This window comes from Streptomyces tubbatahanensis, assembly GCF_022699385.1.
GTDB lineage: Bacteria > Actinomycetota > Actinomycetes > Streptomycetales > Streptomycetaceae > Streptomyces > Streptomyces diacarni.
The window spans coordinates 311,669-334,850 of the sequence record NZ_CP093846.1 but is presented as its reverse complement, the minus strand read 5'-3'; the positions used below and the strand labels follow the sequence as shown (position 1 = coordinate 334,850).

Genomic DNA, 23,182 nt, shown 5'->3' with positions numbered 1-23,182 from the left:
GCCGTCCGGGCCGTTTCGGCGGGCCACCCCCGTGACAAGGCCGGATTCTCCACTGCGGCCGTTCGTGACGACGCTCGTTCCGTATGATCTGGGTCCCGGCCCCGTCGGCGTGCATCGCGGGCTTCCCTCCGCCACCCTGTCGATCACTCTTCCCGAGGCCGATCCTGTCGAGATCGGATGGCTCGCACGCCCCGCCTCGCGCCGTCACCATCGTGCCGCCGTGGCAGGCCTGCACCTCGATCCGGCGCGGATACGGCAGAGCGGCTGCACCCGCGGTGTGTACCTGGCGCTCAGCCCGCTGGGCGCCGCCGCTCTGCTGGGCGTTCCGGCGTCCGCTCTGGCAGGACATGTCGCCGATCTCGCCGACGTCGCGCCCGCGCTGGCGGACCTGCCGGAGCAGCTGGCGGCGTGCACGGGCTGGCCGCAGCGTCGCGCGCTGGTCGAACGCTTTCTGCTCGCAGGCCTGGCCCGGCACCAAGAACGCGGGAACGCGCCGGAACTGCGGGCCATGCTCGCGGCCCTGTCCCGCACTCCCCGGGTGCACGAGGCCGCTCAGCTGCTCGGATGTTCCAGGCGGCACCTGAGCGGCAGGGTGCGTACGCAACTCGGCGTGACAGCGAAGGAGTACCAGCGACTGGTCCGCTTCGCGTCGGCCCGGAGCCGGCTCGCGGCCGCCGGTACCACCCGGGCCGCTCTGGCGGACGTGGCCGCCGCGTCCGGGTTCGCCGATCAGGCGCACCTGTCCCGGGAGTGGCGGGCCATGGCCGGGTGCACGCCCACCGGATGGCTGCGCACCGAAGGCCCGGCGGCCTGAGCCCCCGGTAGCCCGGCGGCCCGAGCCCGGAGGCTCGCGGGGTGTCGTCCGGCGAGGAGAACGCGGCCGGCCGGTCTCCGGGCCGGGACGGGCCGGGACGGGTCGGATTGGGTCCGGCCGTTCCCGAATGTTCAAGACTCCGCCGCCGCAAGGCCGCACGATCACAGCATGACGAAGCTGAAGATCCTGCCTCGCCTGATCGTGTCGGAACCCGACCGCGCGGCGGCGTACTACCGAGACTCCCTCGGCGCCGAGGAGGTGTTCCGTGCCCTGGGGGACGACGGCCGGCCCACCGTCGTCGAGCACCTTCTAGGCTCCACGTCCTTCCGGGTCTCACCCGCCGTCTCGGCGTGGGGGTGGCTGTCCCCGCACGACCTGGGAGGCTCCCCGGTCCTGTTGGAGATCGACGTCGAGGACCCGGACGAGACCGGCGCACGGATGACGGACCACGGGGCCGAGACGGTCGTCCCGATCGAGAACCGGGACTACGGCAAGCGCTCGGGCCGCATCCGTGACCCCTTCGGGCACCTGTGGATCGTCACGGGCGAGCCGCGTTGAGTCAGACGCCACCGACCTGGCGGCCCCCGGGCTCCTGCGGTGCGATCCGGCAGCGCGCGCTCCGGCGCCGGATCAGCTGTCGGGCGGGCCCTGGGTGGAGGATCGCCGGTAGACGGAGGTGAGCAACTGGTCCTTGGCCGGGCCGTGAACCGCCCAGCGCAGTCGCCACTCGTCGGGGGAGACCACCGTGTAGTCCCCCTCGTACAGGTCGGCGCCGCACTGGTGCGAGACGGTGCACCGTCCGCTGCTCAGATCGAGGTCGTGGAAGTGCCGGCCGTCCGCGAAGGTCACCTCGGCGCCGCCGTGTGCGCCGGGCACCAGCCGCAGTGTCCGCCCGGCCTCGCGCCGGGCCCCGCCCCACTCCAGGGTTCCCTCCTCCACGTGCAGCCACGCGGAGTCCGTGCCGGGCCGGAACGTCGCCCGGCCGGTGAACCAGCCGCTGTGTCCGGTCCGCCCGTCGCGCAGCTCGCGGCGCACGGTCCACTCCCCGGCCAGGTAGGAGAGGACTTCGGCGGCGGGGTGCGGTACTTCGTCCATGCCAGCAGTCTCGCAGGCCGGGTGCGGGAGCCGGCTGTCGCGGTGGCGGCCGGGCGCCGGCGGGCGGGGCGAGCGCCGCCCGTACCCCGCGCGGGGCTCAGCTGTCGTGGCCGGGCCCTGCGGCTCCGGCGGATTGCGCGTGGGCCGCGATGCCTCCCAGTGCGGCGACGGCCAGGCTCACCGCGCGGTCGCGCACGGCTTCGTAGTCGTCGCCCGCCTCCAGGGCGGTGGTGGCGGCGTTGACGAATCCCTGCAACAGCCGGGCCGATCTGAGCGGGGCGTCGTCGCCCAGGTCCCGCAGGGCCTCGACGAGCGGATCGAGGAGGGCGCGGTGCGCCGCGTCCGCTCCCGCGCGCAGGGCCGCGCCGTCCTGCGCGTCCGCGCCGGCGCGGGCGATGCGGTGTTCGCCGTCGCGGACCATCTCCAGCTGGGCGGTGACGAAGGCGGCGACCCGCTCCCCAGACGAGTCGCCGGCGTCGGCGAGGGCGGCGTGGATGCGGCCCGTCCAGCGCGGTGCCGCCGCCCGCACCACTTCCGTCAGCAGTTGGTGGCGGTCGGTGAAGTACTTGTAGACGCTGTTGCGGGCCATCCCCGTGCGGCGGGCGACCGCCGCGAACGTCACCCGGGACGCGTCCCCCTCGGCGAGCAGCTCGTGTGCCGCCTCGAGCAGAGCGGCACGCTGCTGGGCGCGGTGGTCGGCGACGGACGCGGCCTGGATCCTGGGCACGGAGCCAGTTTAGGAGCCGGCTCCTGCCGTCGAGCCGCCGGTGGGCCCGCGGCTGGGAGGTTGCGGACAGCCCGGGTCAGCCGATCTGGCGATCGCGGCCCGCGAAGAAGCCGGCCGCGAGCTGGGGCAGCATCAGCACGGCCATGAGGACGAGGGGGATACGCCAGCCGCCAGTGTGCTCGTAGAGCACACCGACGAGGAGGGGCCCGGGTATCGAGAGCAGGTACCCGGTGCTCTGCGCGAAGGCGGACAGCCTGACCACCGTGCTGCCGTCACGACCGCGCATGCCGATCATCGTGAGGGCCAGCGGGAAGGAACAGTTGGCGACGCCGAGCAGCCCGGCCCACAGCCAAGGAGCCGAGGCCGGTGAGGCCAGGAGACCGAAATACCCGCCGAGGCCGAACGCTCCGAGTGCGACGGCGATTCCGCTCTGGTGGCGAAGTCGTCCCGCGACGGCGGACAGCGCGAAGGACAGGGGAACGCCGAGTACCGAGGTGACGGCGAACAGCAGGCCCGCGGTCTCGGCGGACAGTCCGGCGTCCCGGAAGATCTGCGGCAGCCAGCCGATGACGACGTACGCCGCGGTGGCCTGCAGCCCGAAGTAGACGGTGAGGGCCCAGGCGGTCGGGCTGCCGAGGAGACGGGTGGGGGCGACGCCGCCCGGTGCGGAGGACTCAGCCGTCCGCGACGAGTCGGCCGCGCCGGTACGGTCACGTGCCAGAGCCAGCCACGGCGGTACGGCGACGGCGGCGAGCAGCGCCCAGGCGCCCAGGCCGACGCGCCAGTCGCCGAAGGACCGGGCCAGCGGGACGGTGACCGCCGCGGAGGTCGAGGCGCCGAGGTTGAGCGCCATGGAGTAGAGGCCGGTCATGGCGCCGACCCGGTGCGGGAAGTGCTGCTTGACCACGACGGGCAGCAGCACGTTGGTCACCGCGATGCCGGCCAGCGCCAGCACGCTCAGCGCCACGAACAGGACGCTGTCCGCCGAGAGGGGACGCAGCGCCAGACCGGCCGCGAGCGCCGCGACGCCGCTCGCGACGACGGCGCCGGGCCCGAAGCGGCGGGCCAGGCGGGGAGCGGCGAAGCCGAACAGCGCGAAGCACGCCGCCGGCATCGAGGTGAGCAACCCGGCGGTGACCGCGCTCATCCCCAGCCCGGCACGGGTCTCCTCCAGCACAGGGCCGAGGCTGGTGACAGCCGGCCGCAGGTTCACCGCGGCCAGCACCAGCGCGAGCGCCGCGAAGCGGCGTCTCCCCGTGGGGGACAGGGCCGCACTGCGCCACCGTCTCAACTGCCGTGCGGCAAAAGCGCCTTGGTCTGACATCCAGGCATCGTATAATCATGGGATGAGTCTATGTCCAGCTCCCCGTCCGACCGGTTTGTTCGACCACGTGGTCGCCGCGCTGCGCCGGCAGATCACGTCCGGCGCCTGGCCGGTGGGCTCGCGGATCCCGACCGAGCCGGAGCTGGTCCGGCAGCTCTCCGTCGCCCGCAACACCGTTCGGGAGGCCGTGCGGGCGCTCGCGCACAACGGTCTGCTGGACATCCGCCACGGCTCGGGCACCTACGTGGCGGCGACGAGCGAGCTGGCAGGGGTGATGCAGCGCCGCTTCGCCGCGGCCGAACAGCGCGAGGTGGTCGACGTGCGGGCCGCGTTGGAGGCGAAGGCCGCGAGGACGGCCGCGCAGCGGCGCACCGAGGAGGACCTGCGGCATCTGGACGAGCTGCTGGAGCGCCGCGAGCGTGCCTGGGCGACCGGGGAGCGTGACGCCTTCGTGGACGCGGACGCGGACTTCCACCTGGCCGTCGTGGCCGCCTCCCACAATGAGGTGCTGATCGCGCTGTACGCGGACCTGGGGCAGGTGATCCGCGAGTCGCTGCGCGACCACTTCGGCGCTCAGCTGCGTCCCGAGGAGTACGTGGACCACTCCCGGCTGCTCGACGCCGTCCGCGCCTCGGCGCCCGACGCGGCGGAGGTCGAGGCGGCGCGCTTCCACGCCTCCGTCTGCCGCGCCGAGGGCTGACTCCGGCGCACGCGGAGCCGCACTCTTCTCCGCCTGCCGTCCAGGGTGACCGCGCGGGCGTCTGCCGCCGTCGGGCCCTGTGGGGGGGGCAGAGGCACCCGGCTTGGGGACGGTGCGTCGCCATCTTCTATCTTAGGGACGCACTGTCCCTAAGATCGGAAGGAACACCGTGTTCCTCGCCCTGCTGGAACTCAGAGCGGCTCGGGGCCGCTTCCTGCTGATGGGCAGCGTCGTCGTCCTCGTCGCGGCGCTCGTCGGCATCGTCTCCGGGTTCACCACAGGCCTCGGTGACGACACCGTCTCCGCGCTGCGCGGCATGCCCGCCACGCACGTCGCTTTCGCCCCCGGCTCCGACTCCGACCAGTTCGCCCGCAGCCTGGTCGACGAGCGGGCCGCCGCCGACTGGGACAAGGAGGAAGGCGTCGACGCCACCCCCCTCGGCGTCGCGCTCACCCGTGGCACCACCAATCGCGACGTCGAGGTGGACCTCGCCGCCTTCGGCGTCGAACCCGGCGCCTTCACCGACCCGGGTGCCGACCGCGGCAAGGCCCTGGACGCGGACGAACCGCACGGCATCGTGATCTCCCGGCAGCTCGCCGACGACGGTGTCCACATCGGCGACACCCTCACCGTCGACAGGCTCGGCATCAAGCTGCGCGTGGTCGGCACCACCAGCCGCTCCTCCTACGGCCACGTCCCCGCCGCCTACGTCACCGCGGACACCTGGCGCCAGATCCGCTTCACCACGCCGGGGACCGACGTGCGCTCCGAAGATCTCCCCGCCCAGTACAGCGCGGTGGCCTTGGAACTGCCCGCCGGGTTCGCCGACCAGAAGCTCGCAGGCGCGGACCGCCGCCACCACACCGCGACCGTTCCGCTCCAGGACGCCTTCGCCGCGGCCCCCGGGTACGAGGGCGAGCGCCTGACCATGACCTCCATACAGGTCTTTCTCTTCCTCATCGCCCCGCTGGTCGTCGGCGCCTTCTTCGCCGTCTGGACCGTGCAGCGCACCCCCGAACTGGCGCTGCTGCGTGCCATGGGCGCCTCCCGCCACCGGCTGCTCGGTCACACGCTCGCCCAGGCCGCCGTGGTCGTCGCCCTCGGCACCGCGGTCGGAGCCGTGCTCGCCTTCGCCGTCGGTCTGCTCGTCGGCGAGCGCGTGCCGTTCAGCCTCCCCGCGAGCAGCCTCGCCGCCACCATGGGCGCCGTGGTCCTGGTGGGCCTCGCGGGATCCGCCCTCACTCTGCGGCGCGTCACCACCGTCGACCCGATGACCATGCTGGGAGCCGCACGATGAGCCTCCGCCTCGACGACATCACCGTCACTCTCGGGCAGGGAGAGTCCCGCACCCGCGCCCTGCGCGGTCTGAGCACGGTCTTCAGGCCGGGTGCGCTCACCGCCCTCGTCGGCCCCTCGGGGTCAGGCAAGTCGACCCTGCTCGCCGTCGCCGGTGCCCTGCTCCGCCCGGACGAGGGGCAGGTGCTGCTGAACGGCACCGACCTGGCAGCGCTCAGCGACCGCGAACGTGCCCGAGCCCGCCGCACACGCATCGGCTACGTCTTCCAGAGCGGCAACCTCCTATCCGGCCTCACCGCCGAGGAACAACTGCTCGCTGCGGCCACCCTCGCAGGAGGCAGGCCCCGCGCGCTGCGCGGCCGCGCCCGTGAACTGCTCGCCGAGGTCGGCCTCGCACACCGGTCGGGTCACCGTCCCGGCCAGCTCTCCGGTGGCGAACGGCAACGCGTGGCCCTGGCCCGAGCCCTCCTGAGCGGGCCCGAACTCCTCCTCGTCGATGAACCGACCGCGGCCGTCGACCGCGCCCGCGCGGACGACCTGACCGGCCTCATCGCGCGCACCACCCACGGACACGGCTGCGTCACGGTGGTCGCCACGCACGATCCGGTCGTCACCCGGGCCGCCGACGAGGTCGTCGACATGCAGCACCACGTCCCGGCGGACGCCGGCTGACCCGGGCTCGTCCGGGGGCGGGGGGACCGCCGGTCCCGCGGCCCGGCCCCGGTGCTACTCCGGCACCAGCACCGACACCGCGCCCGGCACGCAGTCGACCGTCAGCGGCAGGTCCGAGATGAACTCCCCGTCCGCGTAGGCGAACACGTCGGGCGCGGCCAGCTCCACGTGGCGGGCGCGGTAGGTGTGCACCTTCGGATGGGAGACGTGGGAGCCGCTGTAGAACCGGGGCAGCGTGGCCATCAGCCGTACGGCGGGTGCGCTCTCCACGACGGTGACGGCCAGTTCTCCGTCGTCCGGTACCGCGTCGGGGCACACCTTCATGCCGCTGCCGTAGTAACAGGTGTTGCCGACGGCGACGAGTGTGGCGTCGAGAGTCAGCTCCCGGTCGTCGAGCCGCAGCCGGAAGGGGAGTGGGCGCAGCCTGGCGAGTTCGACGAAGGTGGCGACGGTGTAGCGGGCGCCGCCGCGAGGCCGGCGCAGCGCGTTGGCCCGTCGGGTGACCAGGGCGTCGAAGCCCGAGGCCAGGACGGTGCCGAACCAGCGGTCACCGCATCGCGCGAGGTCCACGGCGCGCCGGGTGCCCTCGGTGATCAGGCGTGCGGCGGCGGCAGGATCCCGGCGCGGTATGCCCAACGCGCGGGCGAAGTCGTTGCCCGTGCCCGCCGGGACCACCGCCAGCGGCACCCCGGAGCCGGCGACGGCCTGGAGTCCCAGGTGGACCAGGCCGTCACCGCCGACGACGGTGAGGACGTCGGTGCCGGCGGCGAGGTGGTCGCGGGTGCGCTCCAGGGCGTCGGCTGGATCGCTGCCCGAGACGAGTGTCGCCTCCCAGCCGGCCCGTGCCAGGTGGCGCAGGGCCACCTCCGCGTTCTTGGCCGAGCTTCCGGTCAGTGAGGCCGGGTTGACGAGTACGGCCGTCCTCGGTCGGGGGGTCATGAGGCCGCGGGGGGCTGGGCGGCGGCCTCGGGGATGAGCTTGCCCGGGTTCATGATGCCCGCGGGGTCCAGTGTCCGCTTGACGGCGGCGAGCACCTCCACACCCAGGGGGCCGACCTCCGCCTCCATCCAGGGACGGTGGTCCTGGCCGACCGCGTGGTGGTGCGTGATCGAGCCCCCGGCCGCGGCGATCGCGTCACCCGCCGCCCGCTTGGCCGCCTGCCAACGCGACCGCGGCTCCTCACCGGCGTCCGCGGCGACGGTGAAGTACAGCGAGCCGCCCGACGGGTAGGCGTGGGAGAGGTGGCAGAAGACCACCGGCGTCGACGTGGCTGTCGTCAGGTGTGCGGTCAGCGTGGCGGTCACGGTCTCGCGCAGCGCGGCCAGGCCCGCCCAGGAGGTGGCCGTCTCCAGTGTCTCGGTGAGGACACCGGTGTCGAGGAGGGCGTCGCGCAGGTACGGGCCGGAGAAGCGCGAGCGCCGCCAGGCGGCCGCCACCTCGTCGTCCAGCCGGCTTCCGTCGTGCGCGGCCAGCACCTTGCGCGCGGCCTCGCTGCGGCGCGCGACGTCGTCGGGGTCGCCTTCGTGGCTGACGACGGACAGGCAGCCCTCGGGCGCGGCGGAGCCGGCGATGACGGCGTTGACGAACGTCTCCGTCTCGTCCGAGACGCGTATCGCGGTCGGCAGCAGCCCGCGCTGCGCGAGCGCGCGCACCGCGGCGGTGCCGTCCGCGAAGGAGGGGAAGGACCAGGCCTCGTCCCGGCGTTCGACGGGCGCGCGGCGTACGCGGACCGTCACCTCGGTGAGGACGCCGAGCGTGCCCTCCGAGCCGAGGAAGAGCTGCCGCAGATCAGGACCCGCGGCCGTGGCCGGGGCGCGGCCGAGGTCGAGGGTGCCGCGCGGGGTGGCCACCCTGAGCGCGGTGACCATGGCGTCGAAGCGGCCGTAACCGGCCGAGGACTGGCCCGCGGAGCGGGTGGCCGCGTACCCGCCGATGGTGGCGAACTCGAAGCTCTGCGGGAAGTGTCCCAGCGTGTAGCCCTCGGCTCCCAGGAGTTCCTCGGCCTCGGGGGTGCGCAGTCCCGCCTGCAGGGTGGCGGTGCCTGACTGCTCGTCCAGCTCCACCAGGGCGTCGAGGCGCCGCAGATCGAGGCTGATCAGCGCCGGATGGCCCTCGCGTGCGGGCTCCACGCCGCCGACGACGCTGGTGCCACCGCCGAACGGCACGACCGCCACCCCGTGTTCCGCGCAGATCTCCACGAGGGCCTGCACCTGCTCGTGACTGCCCGGCGTCACCACCGCGTCCGGGGCGTGCCGGGCGTCTCCTTCCCGGCGGCGCAGCAGGTCGGGGGTGCTCTTGCCGCCCAGGTGCAGGATCCGGGCCGCGTCGTCGGTGCGCAGGTGCTCCTCGCCGACGACCGAGGTGAGCGCGGCACGGGCGGGCTCGGGCAGCGCGCTGGGCGGCAGCCGCAGCGCCGAGCGCTCCACGCGCGGCGGCGCGGCGGCGCTGACTCCGAGCGTGTCGACGAGGAGCTGCCGCTGGGAGTCCTCCAGTTGACGGGCGTGCGCCGGGTCGCCCCAGGCGTTCCAGGCCATGTCACCGACGCGGCGAGTGGGTCGCTTCATGGCGTACAGTCTTACACGTGACGTCAATTCGTAAAAGCTCTGGACGGAAGAACGAGGACGACATCCTGGACGCCGCACGCGCGTGCGTCGAGGCCTTCGGAGTGCGGCGCACCACACTCACCGACGTGGCCCGCCGTGCCGGAGTCAGCAGGCCGACCGTCTACCGCCACTGGCCCGACATCTCCTCGCTCGTCGGCGACCTGATGACGCGGGAGCTGAAGGCCCTCTTCGCCGAGGCGGTCGCCGAGGCGACCGAGGCCGACGCACTCGGGCGCATCGTGCACGGCGCCACCGGCACGGTGCGCGCGGTGTGGCACCACTCGCTGTTCAGCCGCTTCCTCGACAGCGAGGCCGAACTGCTGGCCACCTACGTCTTCCACCGACTGGGCTCCAGCCAGCACGCCGCCCTCGAACTGCTGCACGCCCAGATCGCCGAGGGGCAGCGCGACGGCTCCGTACGCGCGGGCGAGCCCGGGGAACTGTCCCGCGTCGTCCTGCTGACCGTCCAGTCCATCGGAGCCTCCCGGCGGCTCGTGGAGGACACCCTCACCGAGGACGCCCTCCTCGACTCCCTCGGCCGGCTCCTCACCGGCTACCTGCGTGACTGGAGCGCCGCCGCATGACACGACCGACCGAACGCACCACCTCCCTCAACGCCGCGCGCCGCGCCCGCTCCCTCGACTGGCTGGCCACCGGACCCACCGTCGACCTGCTCGTCGTCGGCGCGGGCGTCACCGGCGCCGGCATCGCACTCGACGCCGCCGCACGCGGCCTCAGCGTCGTCCTCGTCGACCGCCACGACCTGGCCTTCGGCACCAGCCGCTGGAGCTCGAAGCTGGCACACGGCGGACTGCGCTACCTGGCCAGTGGAGACGTGGGCATCGCTTATGAGTCGGCACGCGAACGCGGCATCCTGATGAGCAGGACCGCCCCCCACCTCGTTCGCGCCCTGCCCATGGTGCTCCCGGTGCACACGCACACCCCCCGCGCCCGCGCCCTGTGGACCCGCGCGGGCTTCCTCGCCGGGGACGCCCTGCGTGTCGGCGCCAGGGTCGGCGCCCGCACCCTGCCGCCGTCGCGGCGCATACCCGCGCCGCTCACCCTCGCGCTGGCCCCGGCCGTGCGCGCCGAGGGCCTGCGCGGCGGCCAGCTGTCCTTCGACGGGCAGCTCACCGACGACGCGCGCCTCGTCGTCGCCCTCGCCCGCACCGCCGCGGGCTACGGGGCGCACGTCCTCACCCGGTGCGGCGCCCAGGACCTGACCGGAGACGGCGCCGAACTGCGCGACGAACTCACCGGCGCCCCCGTGCAGGTGCGGGCCAGGAGCGTCGTCAACGCGGCCGGCGTCTGGGCCGGAACGCTGGTGCCCGACGTCACCCTGCGGCCCAGCCGAGGCACGCACGTCGTCCTGCCCGCGGCACGCCTGGGCAACCCCCGCGCCGCGCTGACGGTCCCGGTGCCGGGGGAGTCCAGCAGGTTCGTCTTCGCCCTGCCGCAAGGAGACGGCCGGGTCTACGCCGGCCTCACCGACGAGCCCGTCGCAACCGTTCCCGACATACCCGAAGCACCGGAAGAGGACATCGACTTCCTGCTGCGCACGCTCTCCGGCGCGCTGGCCACCCCGTTGGAGAGGGCGGACGTCATCGGCGCCTTCGCCGGACTCCGCCCCCTCCTGGAGAGCACCGGGACGTCACGCAGCGCCGACCTCTCCCGCCGCCACGCCGTCCTCACCTCGCCGGACGGCGTCATCACCGCGGTCGGGGGGAAACTCACCGCGTACCGGGCGATGGCCGAGGACGCGGTCGACGCCGCCGTCGCGCGCGCCGGGCTCGACGCAGGACCCTGCCGCACCCAGGCCCTCGCCCTCGTCGGCGCGGGCACCACGCCCACGTCCGCCCGTGAGGCCACGGCCCGGCTGCGCGCCCGGTACGGCAGCGAGAGCGCGGCCGTCGTCGCCCAGGCGAACGGCGACCCCGACCTGTTGAAACCCGTGGCCGCCGGCGTCACCGCGGCCGAACTCCGCTTCGCCGTCCGGCACGAGGGCGCCCTCGACGAGTCCGACCTCCTCGACCGCCGCACCCGTATCGGCCTGGTCGCGGCCGACCGCGACCGCGCGCTGGCGGCGGCCCGCGAGGCACTGGCGGCGGCAGGACCGGCCACCCGAACCGGCTGACGAGCCGCCGGCCGCCCACGGGGCGGCAGCCTCCGCGCCGGCCCGGCGCGGTCCGCGGTGGTGCCCGCAGGGGCGGCCTTCCGCTTGTCGACGAGCGGCCCCGGGCCGGACACTGATCCCATGGCCAGAGCGACGAGGGAGCCACTGCCCGGTGGCGGGCTCGTCCTCACCGTGCCCGAGGACGGGACTCCCCGGCCCCCGCTGCGCTTGGAGAGGGCGTCGGACCGCCGCTGGTTGTTGCGACAGGGCGAACGGCCGCTGATCCGGGCCCGGTCCGAGGGCGACGGCTGCTGTCGCGACCTGCACCTGCGCCGACTGCCGGGATACCGTTCACCGCTGCCGCACCTGACCGCCGCGAGAATGCGGACCTCACCCGACTGGCCACACCTGTACGCGCGGTGGCTGGAGGAAGCGAGGGGCGGCCCACTGCACCGCGGGCGCTGGCTGCTGAACCGGCGCGCCACCTTCACCCCGGGCATCTGGGACTGCGACCTCGTCCGCGACTGGCCCGAAGCCACCCTCGAACTGCTCTGCGGCGGCGGCTGGCACGGTGTACTGCCGCTGCGGCCGCTCCCGGCGCCGGACGCCGCACGTGTGAAGGCGTACCGCAAGCACGCCCGCGAGGGCACCCTCGCCCCCGTCCTGCTGTGGTGGGTCTCCTTCCTGGACGGCTGGCTGCTCCTCGACGGCCACGACCGGGCCGCGGCCGCCCTGGCGGAGGGGGCGCCGCCGGAGTGCGTGGAGGTGGTCCGCGTAGCCGACGACGCCCACTGGCGGGCGACCGCGGAGGAGATCACCGAGGCGTACGAGAAGCGGGTGGCGCGAGTGGCCGCGGACCCCGCCTCACGGCACACCGCACGCCACCGGCACGTGGTGGACCGGGCTTACGCCGAGGTGCTCTCCGGCCTGCCGTACGACGCGGACACCACCCCGGTCTTCGACCCCGCCCCCGAGTGACACGCTCGGAAAACGGTGGCGTGGGCGAGCTCGGGAGGGGTGTCGGTGGCCAGGACACCCAGGGGATCCGTTGGCGCGGCGCTGCTGAGATGCACTGGTGGTGCGCCAGCAGGTGGCCGACCACGCGTCGGCCGTCAGCGACCAGGGACAGGCCGACCACGAGGCCCGGAGTCCGGCTCCGCCCCCTGTTGTTGTTCCGGAGCCCATGCAAAAATCGGCGGCATTCCACCGTCCCGCTGCTCCCGCTCGCCGACGGGGTGGGCGGCAAGGAGGGAACATGCCCGCACCGTTGTCGCGCCGCGATGTCCTGGCCGCGGCCGGAGGACTCGCCGCCGCGGGTCTGGGTGGGCCGGCGTCCGCCGACGCCCCGGCCGGCCAGGCCACGCCCTCGGGGACCGGACACCGCCGGCGGCCGAACATCGTCCTCTACCTCACCGACGACCTCGGCTACGGCGAGACCGGATCCTTCGGAAACAGCATCATCCGCACCCCGCACCTCGACCGCATGGCGGAAGAGGGGGCCCGCTTCACGCAGTACTACGCGGGAGCGCCGGTCTGTGCGCCTTCCCGCGCCACCCTGCTGACCGGCCTGCACACCGGGCACGCGCCCGTGCGGGCCAACCCCGACCCGGGGGAGCCGGACGCTCCGCTGGGCCAGGGGGACGTCACGGTGGCCGACGTGCTGCGCGGCGCCGGTTACCGTACGGGCCTGTTCGGCAAGTGGGGGTTCTGCCCCGACGTGTCCGACCATCCCGGCCACCCCAACAGACAGGGCTTCGAGCGGTTCTTCGGCCAGGCGACCCACGCCGCCGCGCACGACTACTATCCGCCGTACCTGTGGTCCGACCACGAGCGGTACGCCGTGGTCGGGAACGCGGACGGCGCCGAGCACACGTACGCGCCGGACCTCGTCCTGAGCGAGGCCCTGGACTTCATCGAGCGCCACCGAAACGATGCGTTCTTCTGCGTGGTCAGCTCCCAACTCCCGCACAGCCCACAGGAGATCCCGCGCACCGACCCCGTCTACGAGGACGATCCGCGGCTGAGCCCGGCGGCCCGACGCCACTGCTCACAGGTCGGTTACGCCGACCGGCAGGTGGGAGTCCTCCTCGGCCGGTTGCGGGAACTCGGGCTCGACGACGACACCGTCGTCCTGTTCGCCTCCGACAACGGACCCACGGAGGAGGACGCGCTCGATCCGCATTCCTACGGAGCCGGCGGGGGACTGCGCGGATACAAGCGCAATCTGTTCGAGGGCGGCATCCGGGTACCGCTGATCGTCCGGGCCCCCGGACGCGTCCACCGCCCGGACGCGTCCACCGCCCGGGCTCGGCCAGCGACCAGGTCGTCGCCTCCTGGGACCTGCTGCCGACCCTCGCCGCGCTCGCGGGCGCCGGGAGTCAGGTTCCCGAAGGGCTCGACGGGGTCGCGATGCACCGCCAACTGCTCGGTGCACAGCGCCCTGTGGCGCACCGGCCGCTGTACTTCTACCGGAACGACCCGTACACCACGCCGGGACAGGCCCGCGAGGACGGGCCGTTCGCCCGCAGCGCGGCCGAGGCGGTGCGCGTCGGCGACTGGAAGGCCGTGCGCTTCTCCCCGGACCGCGAGCGCGACCACCCCGACGAGGACTGGCACTTCGAGCTGTACGACCTCGCCCGCGACCCCGCCGAGACCACCGATGTCGCCGACCGGCACCCACGGCAGGCGGCGCGCCTTCTCGCGACCATGAGGAGCGAGTGGCGCGAACCGCGGTAGCCGTGTGCCGGGGCGGGCCGTCGCCACCGGTCCGGCCGGAACCGCGTTCGTGGTCACTCCCGTCCCAGGGACGCCAGCACGAGCGCGGTCAGCGCCGCGCGTTCGACCATGCCGTGCACCGAGGTGTTCTCCGAGCGGGCGTGCGCCCCTGATCCGGTCGCGCCGATCCCGTCGAGGACGGGGACGCCGGCGGCGACGACGAAGTTCCCGTCGCTGGCGCCGCCGACCGAGGTCTCCCGCAGATCGACGCCGAGGAGCGCCGCACAGCCCTTGGCCAGCTCGGCCAGCTCGGCGACCTGTGCGGTCCGCTCGAAGACCGGGCGGTTCCAGCCTCCTGTGACCTCGATCCGGGTCCGCGTGTCGAGGGGCCGCAGCGCGGCCAGCGCGGCGTCGATCCGGTCCTGCTCGGCGGCGGAGGCCACCCGGACGTCGAGGTGTGCCACCGCGCGCCCGGCGGTCACGTTGCTGCGGGTGCCGCCCTCGACCACCCCCACGTTGAGGGAGGTACCGGCGGCGGGGTCCCGCAGCGCGGCCAGCGCGAGTATCTGGTGTGCCAACTCCTCCACGGCGCTCGCCCCCGCCGCCGGGTCGAGTCCGGCGTGGGCCTCCACCCCCGACACCGTGACGGTGAACAGTCCGACGCCCTTGCGCGCGGTCTTGATCGCGCCGTCGGCCGCCGCCTCGAAGACGAGCGCCAGACGGCTGCGCCGCGCCTCCTCGACGAGGGCCTCGTGCGAGGCCAGACTGCCGGTCTCCTCGTCGCCGTTCAGCATCAGCATGCAGTCCGGGCGGGGAAGACCGAGCGCCTCGAGGGCGCGCAGCGCCCACACCGCCTGGACGAGTCCGGCCTTCATGTCGAAGACTCCGGGACCGGTCAGACGGTCACCGTCGCGCCGGAACGGCCAGGTGTCCAGGGTGCCGGTGGGCCACACCGTGTCGTAGTGGCCCAGGAGCAGGACCGGCCGTGCGCTGTCCGCCGTGCCCTCCGTCGGCGGACAGCGGCGGACGAGCACGTCTCCGGCGTTCTCGCGCGCGAGCACCTCCTCGCTCGCGGGCTCGCCCAGGGACCGGTCGAGCCACTCCCGCACCCAGGCCAGGCAGGAGTCGAGCGCGTCCAGGTCGTCGCTGGCGCTGCCCTGGGAGGTGTAGGCGGCCAGGTCGGCCACCATGTCCTCGCGGTGGTGTTCCAGCCAGTCCCGTACCGCCGCCGCCTGGTCGGGCTCCATGCCCGTGGCCGCCGCGGGGCTGGAGCCCGACGCCGCGCTGTCCGGGGCGGCCGGGCCGGTCGCGGCGGCGGCGAGCCGGTCCAACCGCTCCAGCCGCTCCTCCGCCATCAGCTCCGGGGCGCCCTCCAGCGTGCGCAGGCCCTCCAGCACGGCGCGCAGCACCCCGGTGGGCAGACCCTCGCGGTCGGCGTGGGCGAAGACGTCCGCGTAGTGGGAGGTCACCTCGACGGGGCGGTGGCGTACCGCCAGGTCGCGCCAGATGCCGCTGCGGTCCTTGGTCTGGGTGCGCAGCCAGGCGATGAGGCGGTCGGTGGCGGCTCTGCGGGCGGTGGAGTCCGCCGTGCGCCGGAAGGCCTCGGGCTCGAACGCGTCGAAGGGCTCCAGCGCGACGCCGAGCCGGTCGGCGACGTCGTAGACCTCGGCGGTCAGAGCGTACATCGCGGGCCTGTGCCGGTCGATGAGGTCGGCCATCGGGGCGTCGGCGAGCGCGGTGGCGGCGAGCATCGCGCCGAAGCCCGCCTTCGCCCACAGGTACCCCTCGACGTTGTCGCTCACCCTGGCGGGTCCCCAGCTGTGCAGATCGGCGACGATGTCCCGCACGCGCCGGCTGACGGGCGCGCCGTCCGGTTCGCCCACCACCAGCGCGCCCGCGCCGCCGTCCAGCACCACGCCCGGTTCGATCACGTCGGCGAAGATGTTGACGAACGCCGCGACGGTCCGCTCGGCGCCGACGTACCGGGCGATCACGGCCTCGTTGAAGCCGTTCTGCAGCGAGACGACACAGCCGTCCGCCGCCAGCCGGGGCGCGATCCACTCCATCGCGTCCTGCGTGGCCTGGGCCTTGACCGCCAGCAGAACGCGGCCCAGCGGCCCGTCGTACTCCTCGGGCGTCAGGGCCGTCACCCGCACGCTCGTGCGCTCCTGACCGCGTGCGACGGTCAGCCCGTGGGAGCGGATCGCCGCCACCTGGGCGCGGTCGGTGTCGACGACCGTGATCGCGTGTCCGGCGCGCGCCAGGGCGAAGGCCAGGGTGCCGCCGATCGCTCCCGCGCCGACGACCGTGTACCCGGCCGGGGTCTGCTGCTGACTGCTCATCGGCTCTGTCCTTCGGTGCTGAGGGGTGCGGGACGGCTCGGGCGTGCGGGCGGGTTCGCGGGCGCGTCGGGGGGCCAGATCCGGGGCAACTGGAGGGCCCCGCTGCTGGAGCCACCGTCGACGCGCAGGATTTCGCCGGTGACCCAGGAAGCGTCGGGCCCGGCGATCCAGCGGACGGCTCGGGCGATGTCCCCGGGAGTGCCGGGGCGTCCCAGTGGGTTGCCGCCGATGGCGGCGGCGTACTCCTCGGAGACGGGGTTGCAGTCGCTGTCGACCGGGACGAATCCGGGGCTGACGGCGTTGACGCGGATGCCGTGCGCCCCCAGTTCGAGGGCGGCGGCGCGGGTGGCCATCTCCAGCGCGGCCTTCGACGCGGCGTACGGCCCGCCCCCGGGGCGGCTCCGCAGCGCGGATCCCGAGGAGATGTTGACGACCGACCCGCCCCCGGCCGCCTCCATGGCCAGCCGCGCGTAGGCGGCCATCGCCAGCACGGGGGCCCGCAGATTGACGGCGAACAGCTGATCCCAGGCGTCGGCGCGGAGGTCGGCCATGTCGAGCGAGGGATAGCGGCCCGCTGCGTTGACGAGGACGTCGACGGGGCCGCGCTTGGCCCAGGCGCGCTCCACCACGGCGGCGGGCTGCTCGGCTTCCGTGAGATCGGCGGCGTGGGCGACGGTGCCGTCACCGAGGCGCGCGGCCGTCCTCTCCAGCGCGGCCCGGTCCCGGTCGGTCAGGGTGAGGAGGGCGCCGTGAGAGGCGAACTCCTCGGCGATCGCCGCCCCAATGCCCCCCGCCGCACCGGTGATCAGTACGTGGGACATCAGCGAAACCCCTTGTCCTTGGTCTCGGGCATCGTGAGGTAGACGAGCAGGGAGATCAGCGAGGCGGCCGAGACGTAGACCCACAGCAGATCGCTGAGGCCGCTCTCGTGCAGCCAGGTCGTCACGTACGGTGCCGTGCCGCCGAACAGCGCGACAGCCAGCGCGTACGGCAGCGCGATGCCGGTGGCCCGCACCTCCGCGGGGAACTGTTCAGCCATGATCACCGCACAGTTGGCCGAGTACCCGAGGATCAGCAGCATCCCGACGAGCTGTACGAGGAAGAGGCTCAGGAAGTTGTCGCGGAGCAGGTGGAGCAGCGGCCAGGCCAGGACGACGAAGCCGCCCGCGAAAGCGACGAGCGTCGGCTTGCGGCCCACGCGGTCGGACAGCAGCCCCGCGAACGGCAGGGCGACCACGAAGACGATCAGACACAGGGTCTGGGACAGCAGCGCCGTGCTCAGCGGGATGCCGGTGGTCAGGTTGGCGTAGGTGGGCAGGTAGTTGACCCAGATGTAGTAGGTCAGGGTGCCGGCGACGGTGATCCCCGCGACGCGCAGCGCGGCGGCGGGATGGTCGACGAACATCGCCTTGACGGGGTTGCGGCGCGTGCGTCCCGCGCCCCGTGCCTCGGTGAAGGACTCGGTGTCCTCGACCGAGACCCGCAGCCACAGGCCGATCAGCCCCAGCAGCCCCCCGGCGACGAACGCGAGGCGCCACCCCCAGGAGTGCAGCTCGCCGTCGCTGAGGAGCGAGGTGGCCACCGTGCCGAGCAGCGAGGCGATCAGGACCCCGCCCGCGACCGACACCTGCTGCCACGATCCGGCGAAGGCGCGGCGTCCCCGGGCGGCCGACTCGACGAGGAACGCCGAGGAGGAGCCGAACTCCCCTCCGGCGGAGAAGCCCTGCACGAGCCGGGCCAGCAGCAGGATCACCGGGGAGAGGAACCCGATGGTCTCGTAGGAGGGGGTGAGCGCGATGACGAAGGCGGCCGAGGCCATCAGGCCGACCGTGAGCGTCAGGCCCTTCTTGCGGCCGTGCCGGTCGGCGTAGGAGCCGAGTACGGCCGCGCCGATGGGCCGCATGACGAAACCGACGGCGAAGACGGCGAGGGTGGACAGCAGGGCGACGGCCTCGTTGCCCCGGGGGAAGAACTCGTCCGCGATGATCTTGACGAAGATCGAGTACAGGGCCCAGTCGACCCACTCGACGGTGTTGCCGATGGTCCCGGCGACGATGGCCTTGCGCTGAGCGGGGCTCAGCCGGTGGTGCGCGGTGGTGGCGGCGCCCGGTGCGGGCGCCGCCGCGGGCGGCGGGCCGGTGTGGCTCATGGGGTGGCCTCCGGGTGGTCGGCGCGTGTGTCGTGCGCGTCGGTGGAGTCCGGCGGCGTGCGCAGCACGGCGCGGGAGGCTTCGGCGACCTGGGCGTGTGTCGCGTACCAGACCCCGGTGTGTGCCGCGATGTGGTCCAGCAGCTCCCGCAGCGCGACGAGGCGTGAGCGGTGTCCGATCACGTGGGGGTGGAGGGTGAGCTGGAAGACGCCGCCCGCACGGTAGGCGGCGTCGAACTCGTCGACCCAGATCTCGCGTACGTCGCGCGGGCGGCTGTGCGGGCGCACGGACCCGTAGCGGTCCATGGTGAAGTACGGGGCGTCGTCGCGGATCCAGTCGACCGGGATCTCGACGAGGCCCGTGGGCCGGCCGTGGGCGAGGACCTCGTACGGCTCGTCGTCCGCCATCAGGGAGGAGTCGTAGGAGAAGCCGAGCTCCAGCATGATCTGAAGCGTCGAGTCCGAGAAGTCCCAGGACGGGGTGCGGATACCGGTGGGCCGCTGCCCGGTGAGCTGCGTGAGCGTCTCCAGGGCGCGGGCGGTCAGTTCCCTCTCGTCGTCGCGGCCCAGGAGTGTGTTGCGCTCGTGTATCCAGCCGTGGACGGCGAGTTCGTGACCGTCGCGCGTGTAGGCCCGTGCCTCGTCGGGGTGGAGATGCGCGGAGACGGCGGGCATGAAGAAGGTGGCGGGCACCTGGTGGCGGGCGAGGAGCTCCAGGATGCGCGGAGCACCGGCGCGCGCCCCGTACTCGCCCTGCGCCAGCCGCCCCGGGCTCGTCTCCCCGTCGCGCAGCGGAATCGTCTCGTGGTCGGAGTCGAAGGACAGGGCGACGGCCACGCGGGCGCCGCCGGGCCAGCGTGCGGGAACCAGCCGGCGCCCGGCACGGACGGCTTCGGCGTGGCCGCGCCAGGTCTCCTCCGGCCAGCGCCAGCTCGGCGTCGGCTCACCGGTGTCGGATGTGGGCATGACGGATCTCCACAAGTATTCGGGGACGTATTTCGGGTCCGGGGCCGGTTTCGGGGACGGGACCGGGCGCGGCTCGGTGAAGGCCGCGCGACCGTCCGCGGGGGAGGACGGAGGGGCGGACGGGTCAGGCCGAGACCGATACCGAGGCTGAGCAGGGGGAAGGGGCAGGTAGGGCAGGCACCGGTGCGTGCGGTGGCGGCTCAGACCGCCTGGGTCATCCGGTGCCAGGAGTACTTCATGGTGGCGAGGTGGAGGGTGATGTCGGAGGCGTGGAGCCCGGGAAGGGCCCCGATGACCTCGCTGGTGTAACGGAACAGGTCGGCGCGGCGGGGCAGCACCATGTGACCCACGAGGTTGAACCGGCCTGTGGCCGCGCTCAGGAACTTGGTGCCGGGATGTGCCGCGAGCCTGCGGCCGGCCGCGTCCAGCCGGTCGGGTTCGATGGACAGCCACACCATGAACTCCGCCTCGTAACCCAGCAGGGAGGGCTCCACCAGCGTGCGGAACTGGAGCACGCCCCGGCCGATGAGCCGGTCCAGGGCCCGCGCGACGCTGGACTGACTGCGTCCGAGCCGCCGCGCCAGGGCGCTGACCTGCGTGCGGCCGTCCTCCGTCAGCGCCGAGGCGATCTCCTTCTCGAGGCCGGAGAGCGCTTGTGGCGCCCGGTCCCTCTCGTCGCGGTCGCACGGCGGGGCGGTGGTGTCCTGGCGCAGAGCCGCGGCGGCGTCCGCCGGCAGCAGCCCGGTGTCCCACCTCGAGGCTGAGGTGAACGTCCGGATGACGGCGACGGCCTCCGTGCCGGTGATCAGGTCGGCGCCTGGCAGGTCCGTGAAGAGCATGCGGATCATCTCGTCGTTGTCGCGCGCGACGAAGTCGACGATCAGATCCGCCGTGCCGGTGACCACCGCCAGGAAGCGGACGTCGGGGCTGGCGGCGAGCTGTTCTGCCAGGTCGAGTCCGCGTCCCGGCCTGGCCTGTACCCGCACCAGCATCGAGGAGCCCTGGCGGGTGCGGTCCAGCTCCACCGTGCCGACGACCCGGAGGAGCCCCCGGGCGCACAACGACTGGTAACGGCGCTGTGCGGTGGATTCGCTGGCTCCTACCCACTGGGCGACCGCGCTCCACGGGGCGCGGCCGTTGAGCTGGAGCGCCGCGATGACGCGACGGTCCAGCTCATCGATCGCTTCCGCGTGGGCTCGGTAGGTCATGTGGCGGACGCTAGAGGCCGCCGTCTCCCGCCGTCAACGATGAAATCCCGCATACCCGCTGGTCATAGCCGTGATACTCGGCAACAACCTCGTTACGCGCGGCGAAAACCGGCAGTTCCCGGGCTTCGTCGGCCCGGCCGGGACGGCGACGGATCACGTCAGGCGACGCAAGAATTTCCCCACCTTCGCGGCCGTCCGCGGCCGGGACCGGCCGTCCCTGGCCGTACGGTGTCGCCGAAGTGCCCGCCTGTGCCCGTCGATCAGGACCCGTCGCGAGGACCGTGTACGCGGACCCCTCACGAGAAGTCCGCAGGAGGCCAGGCACACTTTGTGGGGTAGTTCCGCTGACACGAGGATGAATCACGCATGATTACGCTTACCAAGGAAGACGGCCCGGCAGATCTGGACGGTGTGTCCCATCTGAGCATCGGTGTCTCCTGGGACCCGACGGCCGGCAGCAGCGGCGGGGTGATGGGCCGGTTCCGCCGGAAGGCCGGAACCGACCTCGACCTGATCGCCATCGCGATGCAGGACGGGGATCCGGTCCGGCTGGCGGGCCTCGACTCGCTGGACCCCATGGGCAACGGATCCTTGGTGCACAGCGGCGACAACCAGACCGGGCACGGCGACGGTGACGACGAGACCGTCACCGTCGAGTTCGCCGGCGTCCCCGGCAACATCACCTCGATCGTGTTCGTCGCCGCCGCCTACAAGAAGGGCAGCTCCTTCCAGAAGGCACGCAACATCAGCTTCAAGGTCTACGACGCGACCGGTGGCTCCGTACAGCAGGTCGCCGACATCTGGCCCAGCATGCTCACCCAGGACAACGGCTGCGCCGTGGCCAAGGCCGTGCGGGTCGGCGGCGCGTGGAAGCTCGAAGTGATCAACACGACGGGGAAGATCAAGCAGGGTGACGAGCACGCCCTGATGCGCTTCGCGGTCAGCAAGTAGTCGCTGTGCGGGCGCCCGGCAGTGCGGGCGCCCGCTCCGAGCCGGGCCACGCCCGCCGGGGCGGGCCCCGGCGGTTCCCCGAGTCCGGGCGCGCGCCCGCGTCACGTCTTGTGGACCGGCCCGCCCGTCCCCGTGTCAGGCGCCCGAGGAGCGCGACGGGGTGGGCGAGTACAGGAAGTGTGCGCCGATGGCGCGCAGTTCCCGGGCGAGCGCACGGTGTGCTGTCAGCGACCTGGCGTTGCGCCAGAACCGGTCGAGATGCGCGGCGTCGGCGAGCTCCAGCACGCGGGCGGTGACGCGCAGCGCGGCCTCGCTCGCGCTGGCCTCTGCCGTGGCGACGGAGGCGGCGATCCGTGAACCGTGCACGGAGTCGAGCCGCTCTCCTCGGCCGATGCCTACCGCCAGGGCGTGTGTGGCGTGGTCGACGACCGCCGTGGACACGTGGGCCGCGGCCGCGAGTTCTCCGTAGGCCTGGAGGAGGTCGGGGTCCGCGGCTTCCGCCGTGAGAGTGGGATCGTCCCGCCAGGGGGCGGGGGAGCGGGTGTGGTACGTGGCCAGGATGGCGTCGCGTGCCTCATCCAGTGCGCCCTCGGCGATGCCGAGCACGACGTGCGCGGTCATCATCCTCAGCGCGAGCGGGGCGAGCGCCGCGAGTGGAGGTGTCAGATCCTCGTCCTCCGCGAGCGTGCCGAGCGTGTCGTCCTCGCCGACGTGCGCCTGAGCGAAGTGGAGGGTGCCGGCCCCGGTGAGACGCTGGCCGAACCGGTCGTCCAGGGGTTCGGTGGTGACGCCGGTACTGCTCGGGTCGATCAGTACCACCGCGCGTGTCTCCCGCGTGCCGGCGCGCCGGGCGGAGAGCAGGACGCGGTCGGCCACCCGCGCGCCCGGCACCGGCACACTGCGGCCGCTGAGGTTGTGGCCGTCATCGTCGACCGTGAGCGTCAGCCCGTCGTCGAAAGACCGGTCGCCGCGCGCCTCCGGCTCGATCCGCCCGGCCAGCAGCAGCCCCCGGCCGGCGGCGTGGGTCTCCCACCGGGCACCGGGACCGGCAGGCGCCAGGAGACGCCCGCTCCAGGCCAGCACGTAGTGACGGCCCAGCAGTTCGGCGAGGGAGCTGTCCGCGGCGGCCATCCGCCGGACGATCCGGCAGGCATCCGGCCACGCCAGACCGCTGCCGCCGGGCGCGGGTGGGACGAGCGCGTCGAGCAGACCCGACTCGCGGATGTACGCCACCTCGTCGAGGGGCGGTGCGCCCGCACGGTCGCGTGCGGCGGCGTCGACGGCGAGATGGTCCGCGAGTTCACCGGCCACCTGCTCCCACAGGTCCGGGGGAGCCGCGCGGTGCGTCGCCGGGTCAGCTTCCCGCTCGCCTTCCCGCTCCTCTTCGTGAAGGATCACGGCCCGCACCGGTACGGCCGCGAACGGGGGGCCGCCGCACGGGGCGACGGTCCGGCACCGCTGGGCCCAGGACCGTCCACGGAGCAGGGGAGTGCCTCGGCAGCCGATGT

The 23,182-nt window shown here is 73.6% G+C and carries 21 protein-coding genes and 1 pseudogene; 11 read left to right on the top strand and 11 right to left on the bottom strand.

Annotated features, from left to right (window positions below; translation table 11 throughout):
* Positions 1 to 220: 220 nt before the first annotated feature.
* Both MMF93_RS01410 and MMF93_RS01405 read left to right on the top strand, forming a co-directional pair.
* On the top strand, positions 221 to 814 hold the full coding sequence (locus MMF93_RS01410) for a helix-turn-helix domain-containing protein (protein WP_242748728.1): 594 nt from the start codon (positions 221 to 223) through the stop codon (positions 812 to 814).
* Between the two features lie 168 nt (positions 815 to 982).
* Entirely contained in the window at positions 983 to 1,372 is a 390-nt protein-coding gene (locus MMF93_RS01405; protein WP_242748727.1) for a VOC family protein, read from the top strand.
* A 72-nt stretch (positions 1,373 to 1,444) separates the two neighbouring features.
* Here the strand turns inward: MMF93_RS01405 and MMF93_RS01400 are convergent, their stop codons facing one another.
* The 3 genes from MMF93_RS01400 to MMF93_RS01390 form a co-directional block, all read right to left on the bottom strand.
* On the bottom strand, positions 1,445 to 1,909 hold the full coding sequence (locus MMF93_RS01400) for a DUF6314 family protein (protein WP_242748726.1): 465 nt from the start codon (positions 1,907 to 1,909) through the stop codon (positions 1,445 to 1,447).
* 97 nt (positions 1,910 to 2,006) lie between these two features.
* Entirely contained in the window at positions 2,007 to 2,636 is a 630-nt protein-coding gene (locus MMF93_RS01395; RefSeq protein WP_242748725.1) for a TetR/AcrR family transcriptional regulator, read from the bottom strand.
* A gap of 76 nt (positions 2,637 to 2,712) precedes the next feature.
* Positions 2,713 to 3,960, bottom strand: coding sequence for a CynX/NimT family MFS transporter (locus MMF93_RS01390; RefSeq protein ID WP_242748724.1), 1,248 nt, complete (start codon positions 3,958 to 3,960; stop codon positions 2,713 to 2,715).
* A 22-nt stretch (positions 3,961 to 3,982) separates the two neighbouring features.
* Between MMF93_RS01390 and MMF93_RS01385 the strand changes: the two genes are divergently transcribed.
* The 3 genes from MMF93_RS01385 (at position 3,983) to MMF93_RS01375 (ending at position 6,628) form a co-directional block, all read left to right on the top strand.
* Positions 3,983 to 4,660, top strand: coding sequence for a FadR/GntR family transcriptional regulator (locus MMF93_RS01385; RefSeq protein ID WP_242748723.1), 678 nt, complete (start codon positions 3,983 to 3,985; stop codon positions 4,658 to 4,660).
* 169 nt (positions 4,661 to 4,829) lie between these two features.
* Complete coding sequence (locus MMF93_RS01380; RefSeq protein WP_242748722.1) at positions 4,830 to 5,957, top strand: ABC transporter permease; 1,128 nt, start codon at positions 4,830 to 4,832, stop codon at positions 5,955 to 5,957.
* Positions 5,954 to 6,628: an ABC transporter ATP-binding protein gene (locus MMF93_RS01375; RefSeq protein ID WP_242748721.1), complete on the top strand. Its 675-nt coding sequence runs from the start codon at positions 5,954 to 5,956 to the stop codon at positions 6,626 to 6,628. Before MMF93_RS01380 ends, MMF93_RS01375 begins: the two co-directional genes overlap by 4 nt.
* 54 nt (positions 6,629 to 6,682) lie before the next feature.
* Here the strand turns inward: MMF93_RS01375 and MMF93_RS01370 are convergent, their stop codons facing one another.
* Entirely contained in the window at positions 6,683 to 7,567 is an 885-nt protein-coding gene (locus MMF93_RS01370; protein ID WP_242748720.1) for a diacylglycerol kinase, read from the bottom strand.
* Complete coding sequence (locus MMF93_RS01365) at positions 7,564 to 9,192, bottom strand: FAD-binding oxidoreductase (protein ID WP_242748719.1); 1,629 nt, start codon at positions 9,190 to 9,192, stop codon at positions 7,564 to 7,566. The genes MMF93_RS01370 and MMF93_RS01365 overlap by 4 nt, the downstream gene beginning before the upstream one ends.
* 17 nt (positions 9,193 to 9,209) lie before the next feature.
* On the opposite strand from MMF93_RS01365, the gene MMF93_RS01360 reads away from it, so the two are divergent.
* The 5 genes and pseudogenes from MMF93_RS01360 to MMF93_RS01345 all read left to right on the top strand — a co-directional run bounded on the left by MMF93_RS01360 (position 9,210) and on the right by MMF93_RS01345 (position 14,080).
* The gene (locus MMF93_RS01360) at positions 9,210 to 9,815 is read left to right on the top strand and encodes a TetR/AcrR family transcriptional regulator (RefSeq protein ID WP_242748718.1); all 606 of its coding nucleotides are present in this window, start codon (positions 9,210 to 9,212) and stop codon (positions 9,813 to 9,815) included.
* Positions 9,812 to 11,365 (top strand): glycerol-3-phosphate dehydrogenase/oxidase, encoded by a 1,554-nt coding sequence (locus MMF93_RS01355; protein ID WP_242748716.1) that lies wholly within the window; start codon positions 9,812 to 9,814, stop codon positions 11,363 to 11,365. The genes MMF93_RS01360 and MMF93_RS01355 overlap by 4 nt, the downstream gene beginning before the upstream one ends.
* Positions 11,366 to 11,485: 120 nt before the next feature.
* Positions 11,486 to 12,322, top strand: coding sequence for a hypothetical protein (locus tag MMF93_RS01350; protein WP_242748714.1), 837 nt, complete (start codon positions 11,486 to 11,488; stop codon positions 12,320 to 12,322).
* A 205-nt stretch (positions 12,323 to 12,527) separates the two neighbouring features.
* A pseudogene (locus MMF93_RS33625) lies at positions 12,528 to 13,568 on the top strand (sulfatase-like hydrolase/transferase); the annotation flags it as partial.
* 185 nt (positions 13,569 to 13,753) lie between these two features.
* A complete protein-coding gene (locus MMF93_RS01345; protein WP_242748712.1) occupies positions 13,754 to 14,080 on the top strand; it encodes a hypothetical protein in 327 nt (108 codons plus the stop codon).
* Positions 14,081 to 14,133: 53 nt separating this feature from the next.
* On the opposite strand, the gene MMF93_RS01340 is transcribed toward MMF93_RS01345, so the two are convergent.
* The 5 genes from MMF93_RS01340 to MMF93_RS01320 all read right to left on the bottom strand — a co-directional run bounded on the left by MMF93_RS01340 (position 14,134) and on the right by MMF93_RS01320 (position 20,723).
* Positions 14,134 to 16,401 carry a 2-dehydropantoate 2-reductase gene (locus MMF93_RS01340; RefSeq protein ID WP_242748710.1) on the bottom strand — a complete coding sequence of 756 codons (2,268 nt, stop codon included), beginning with the start codon at positions 16,399 to 16,401 and terminating at the stop codon, positions 14,134 to 14,136.
* Positions 16,398 to 17,222 carry an SDR family NAD(P)-dependent oxidoreductase gene (locus MMF93_RS01335; RefSeq protein WP_242748708.1) on the bottom strand — a complete coding sequence of 275 codons (825 nt, stop codon included), beginning with the start codon at positions 17,220 to 17,222 and terminating at the stop codon, positions 16,398 to 16,400. The genes MMF93_RS01340 and MMF93_RS01335 overlap by 4 nt, the downstream gene beginning before the upstream one ends.
* Positions 17,222 to 18,550, bottom strand: a complete 1,329-nt coding sequence (locus tag MMF93_RS01330; protein WP_242748706.1) for an MFS transporter — start codon at positions 18,548 to 18,550, stop codon at positions 17,222 to 17,224. Before MMF93_RS01330 ends, MMF93_RS01335 begins: the two co-directional genes overlap by 1 nt.
* A complete protein-coding gene (locus tag MMF93_RS01325; RefSeq protein WP_242748705.1) occupies positions 18,547 to 19,515 on the bottom strand; it encodes a polysaccharide deacetylase family protein in 969 nt (322 codons plus the stop codon). Before MMF93_RS01325 ends, MMF93_RS01330 begins: the two co-directional genes overlap by 4 nt.
* Positions 19,516 to 19,715: 200 nt before the next feature.
* Positions 19,716 to 20,723, bottom strand: a complete 1,008-nt coding sequence (locus tag MMF93_RS01320; protein ID WP_242748704.1) for an Lrp/AsnC family transcriptional regulator — start codon at positions 20,721 to 20,723, stop codon at positions 19,716 to 19,718.
* A 366-nt stretch (positions 20,724 to 21,089) separates the two neighbouring features.
* Here MMF93_RS01320 and MMF93_RS01315 point away from each other — a divergent pair, with 366 nt between their 5' ends.
* Positions 21,090 to 21,674: a TerD family protein gene (locus MMF93_RS01315; RefSeq protein ID WP_242748703.1), complete on the top strand. Its 585-nt coding sequence runs from the start codon at positions 21,090 to 21,092 to the stop codon at positions 21,672 to 21,674.
* A 135-nt stretch (positions 21,675 to 21,809) separates the two neighbouring features.
* Here the strand turns inward: MMF93_RS01315 and MMF93_RS01310 are convergent, their stop codons facing one another.
* A complete protein-coding gene (locus MMF93_RS01310; RefSeq protein ID WP_242748702.1) occupies positions 21,810 to 23,072 on the bottom strand; it encodes an acyl-CoA dehydrogenase family protein in 1,263 nt (420 codons plus the stop codon).
* Positions 23,073 to 23,182 lie beyond the last annotated feature (110 nt).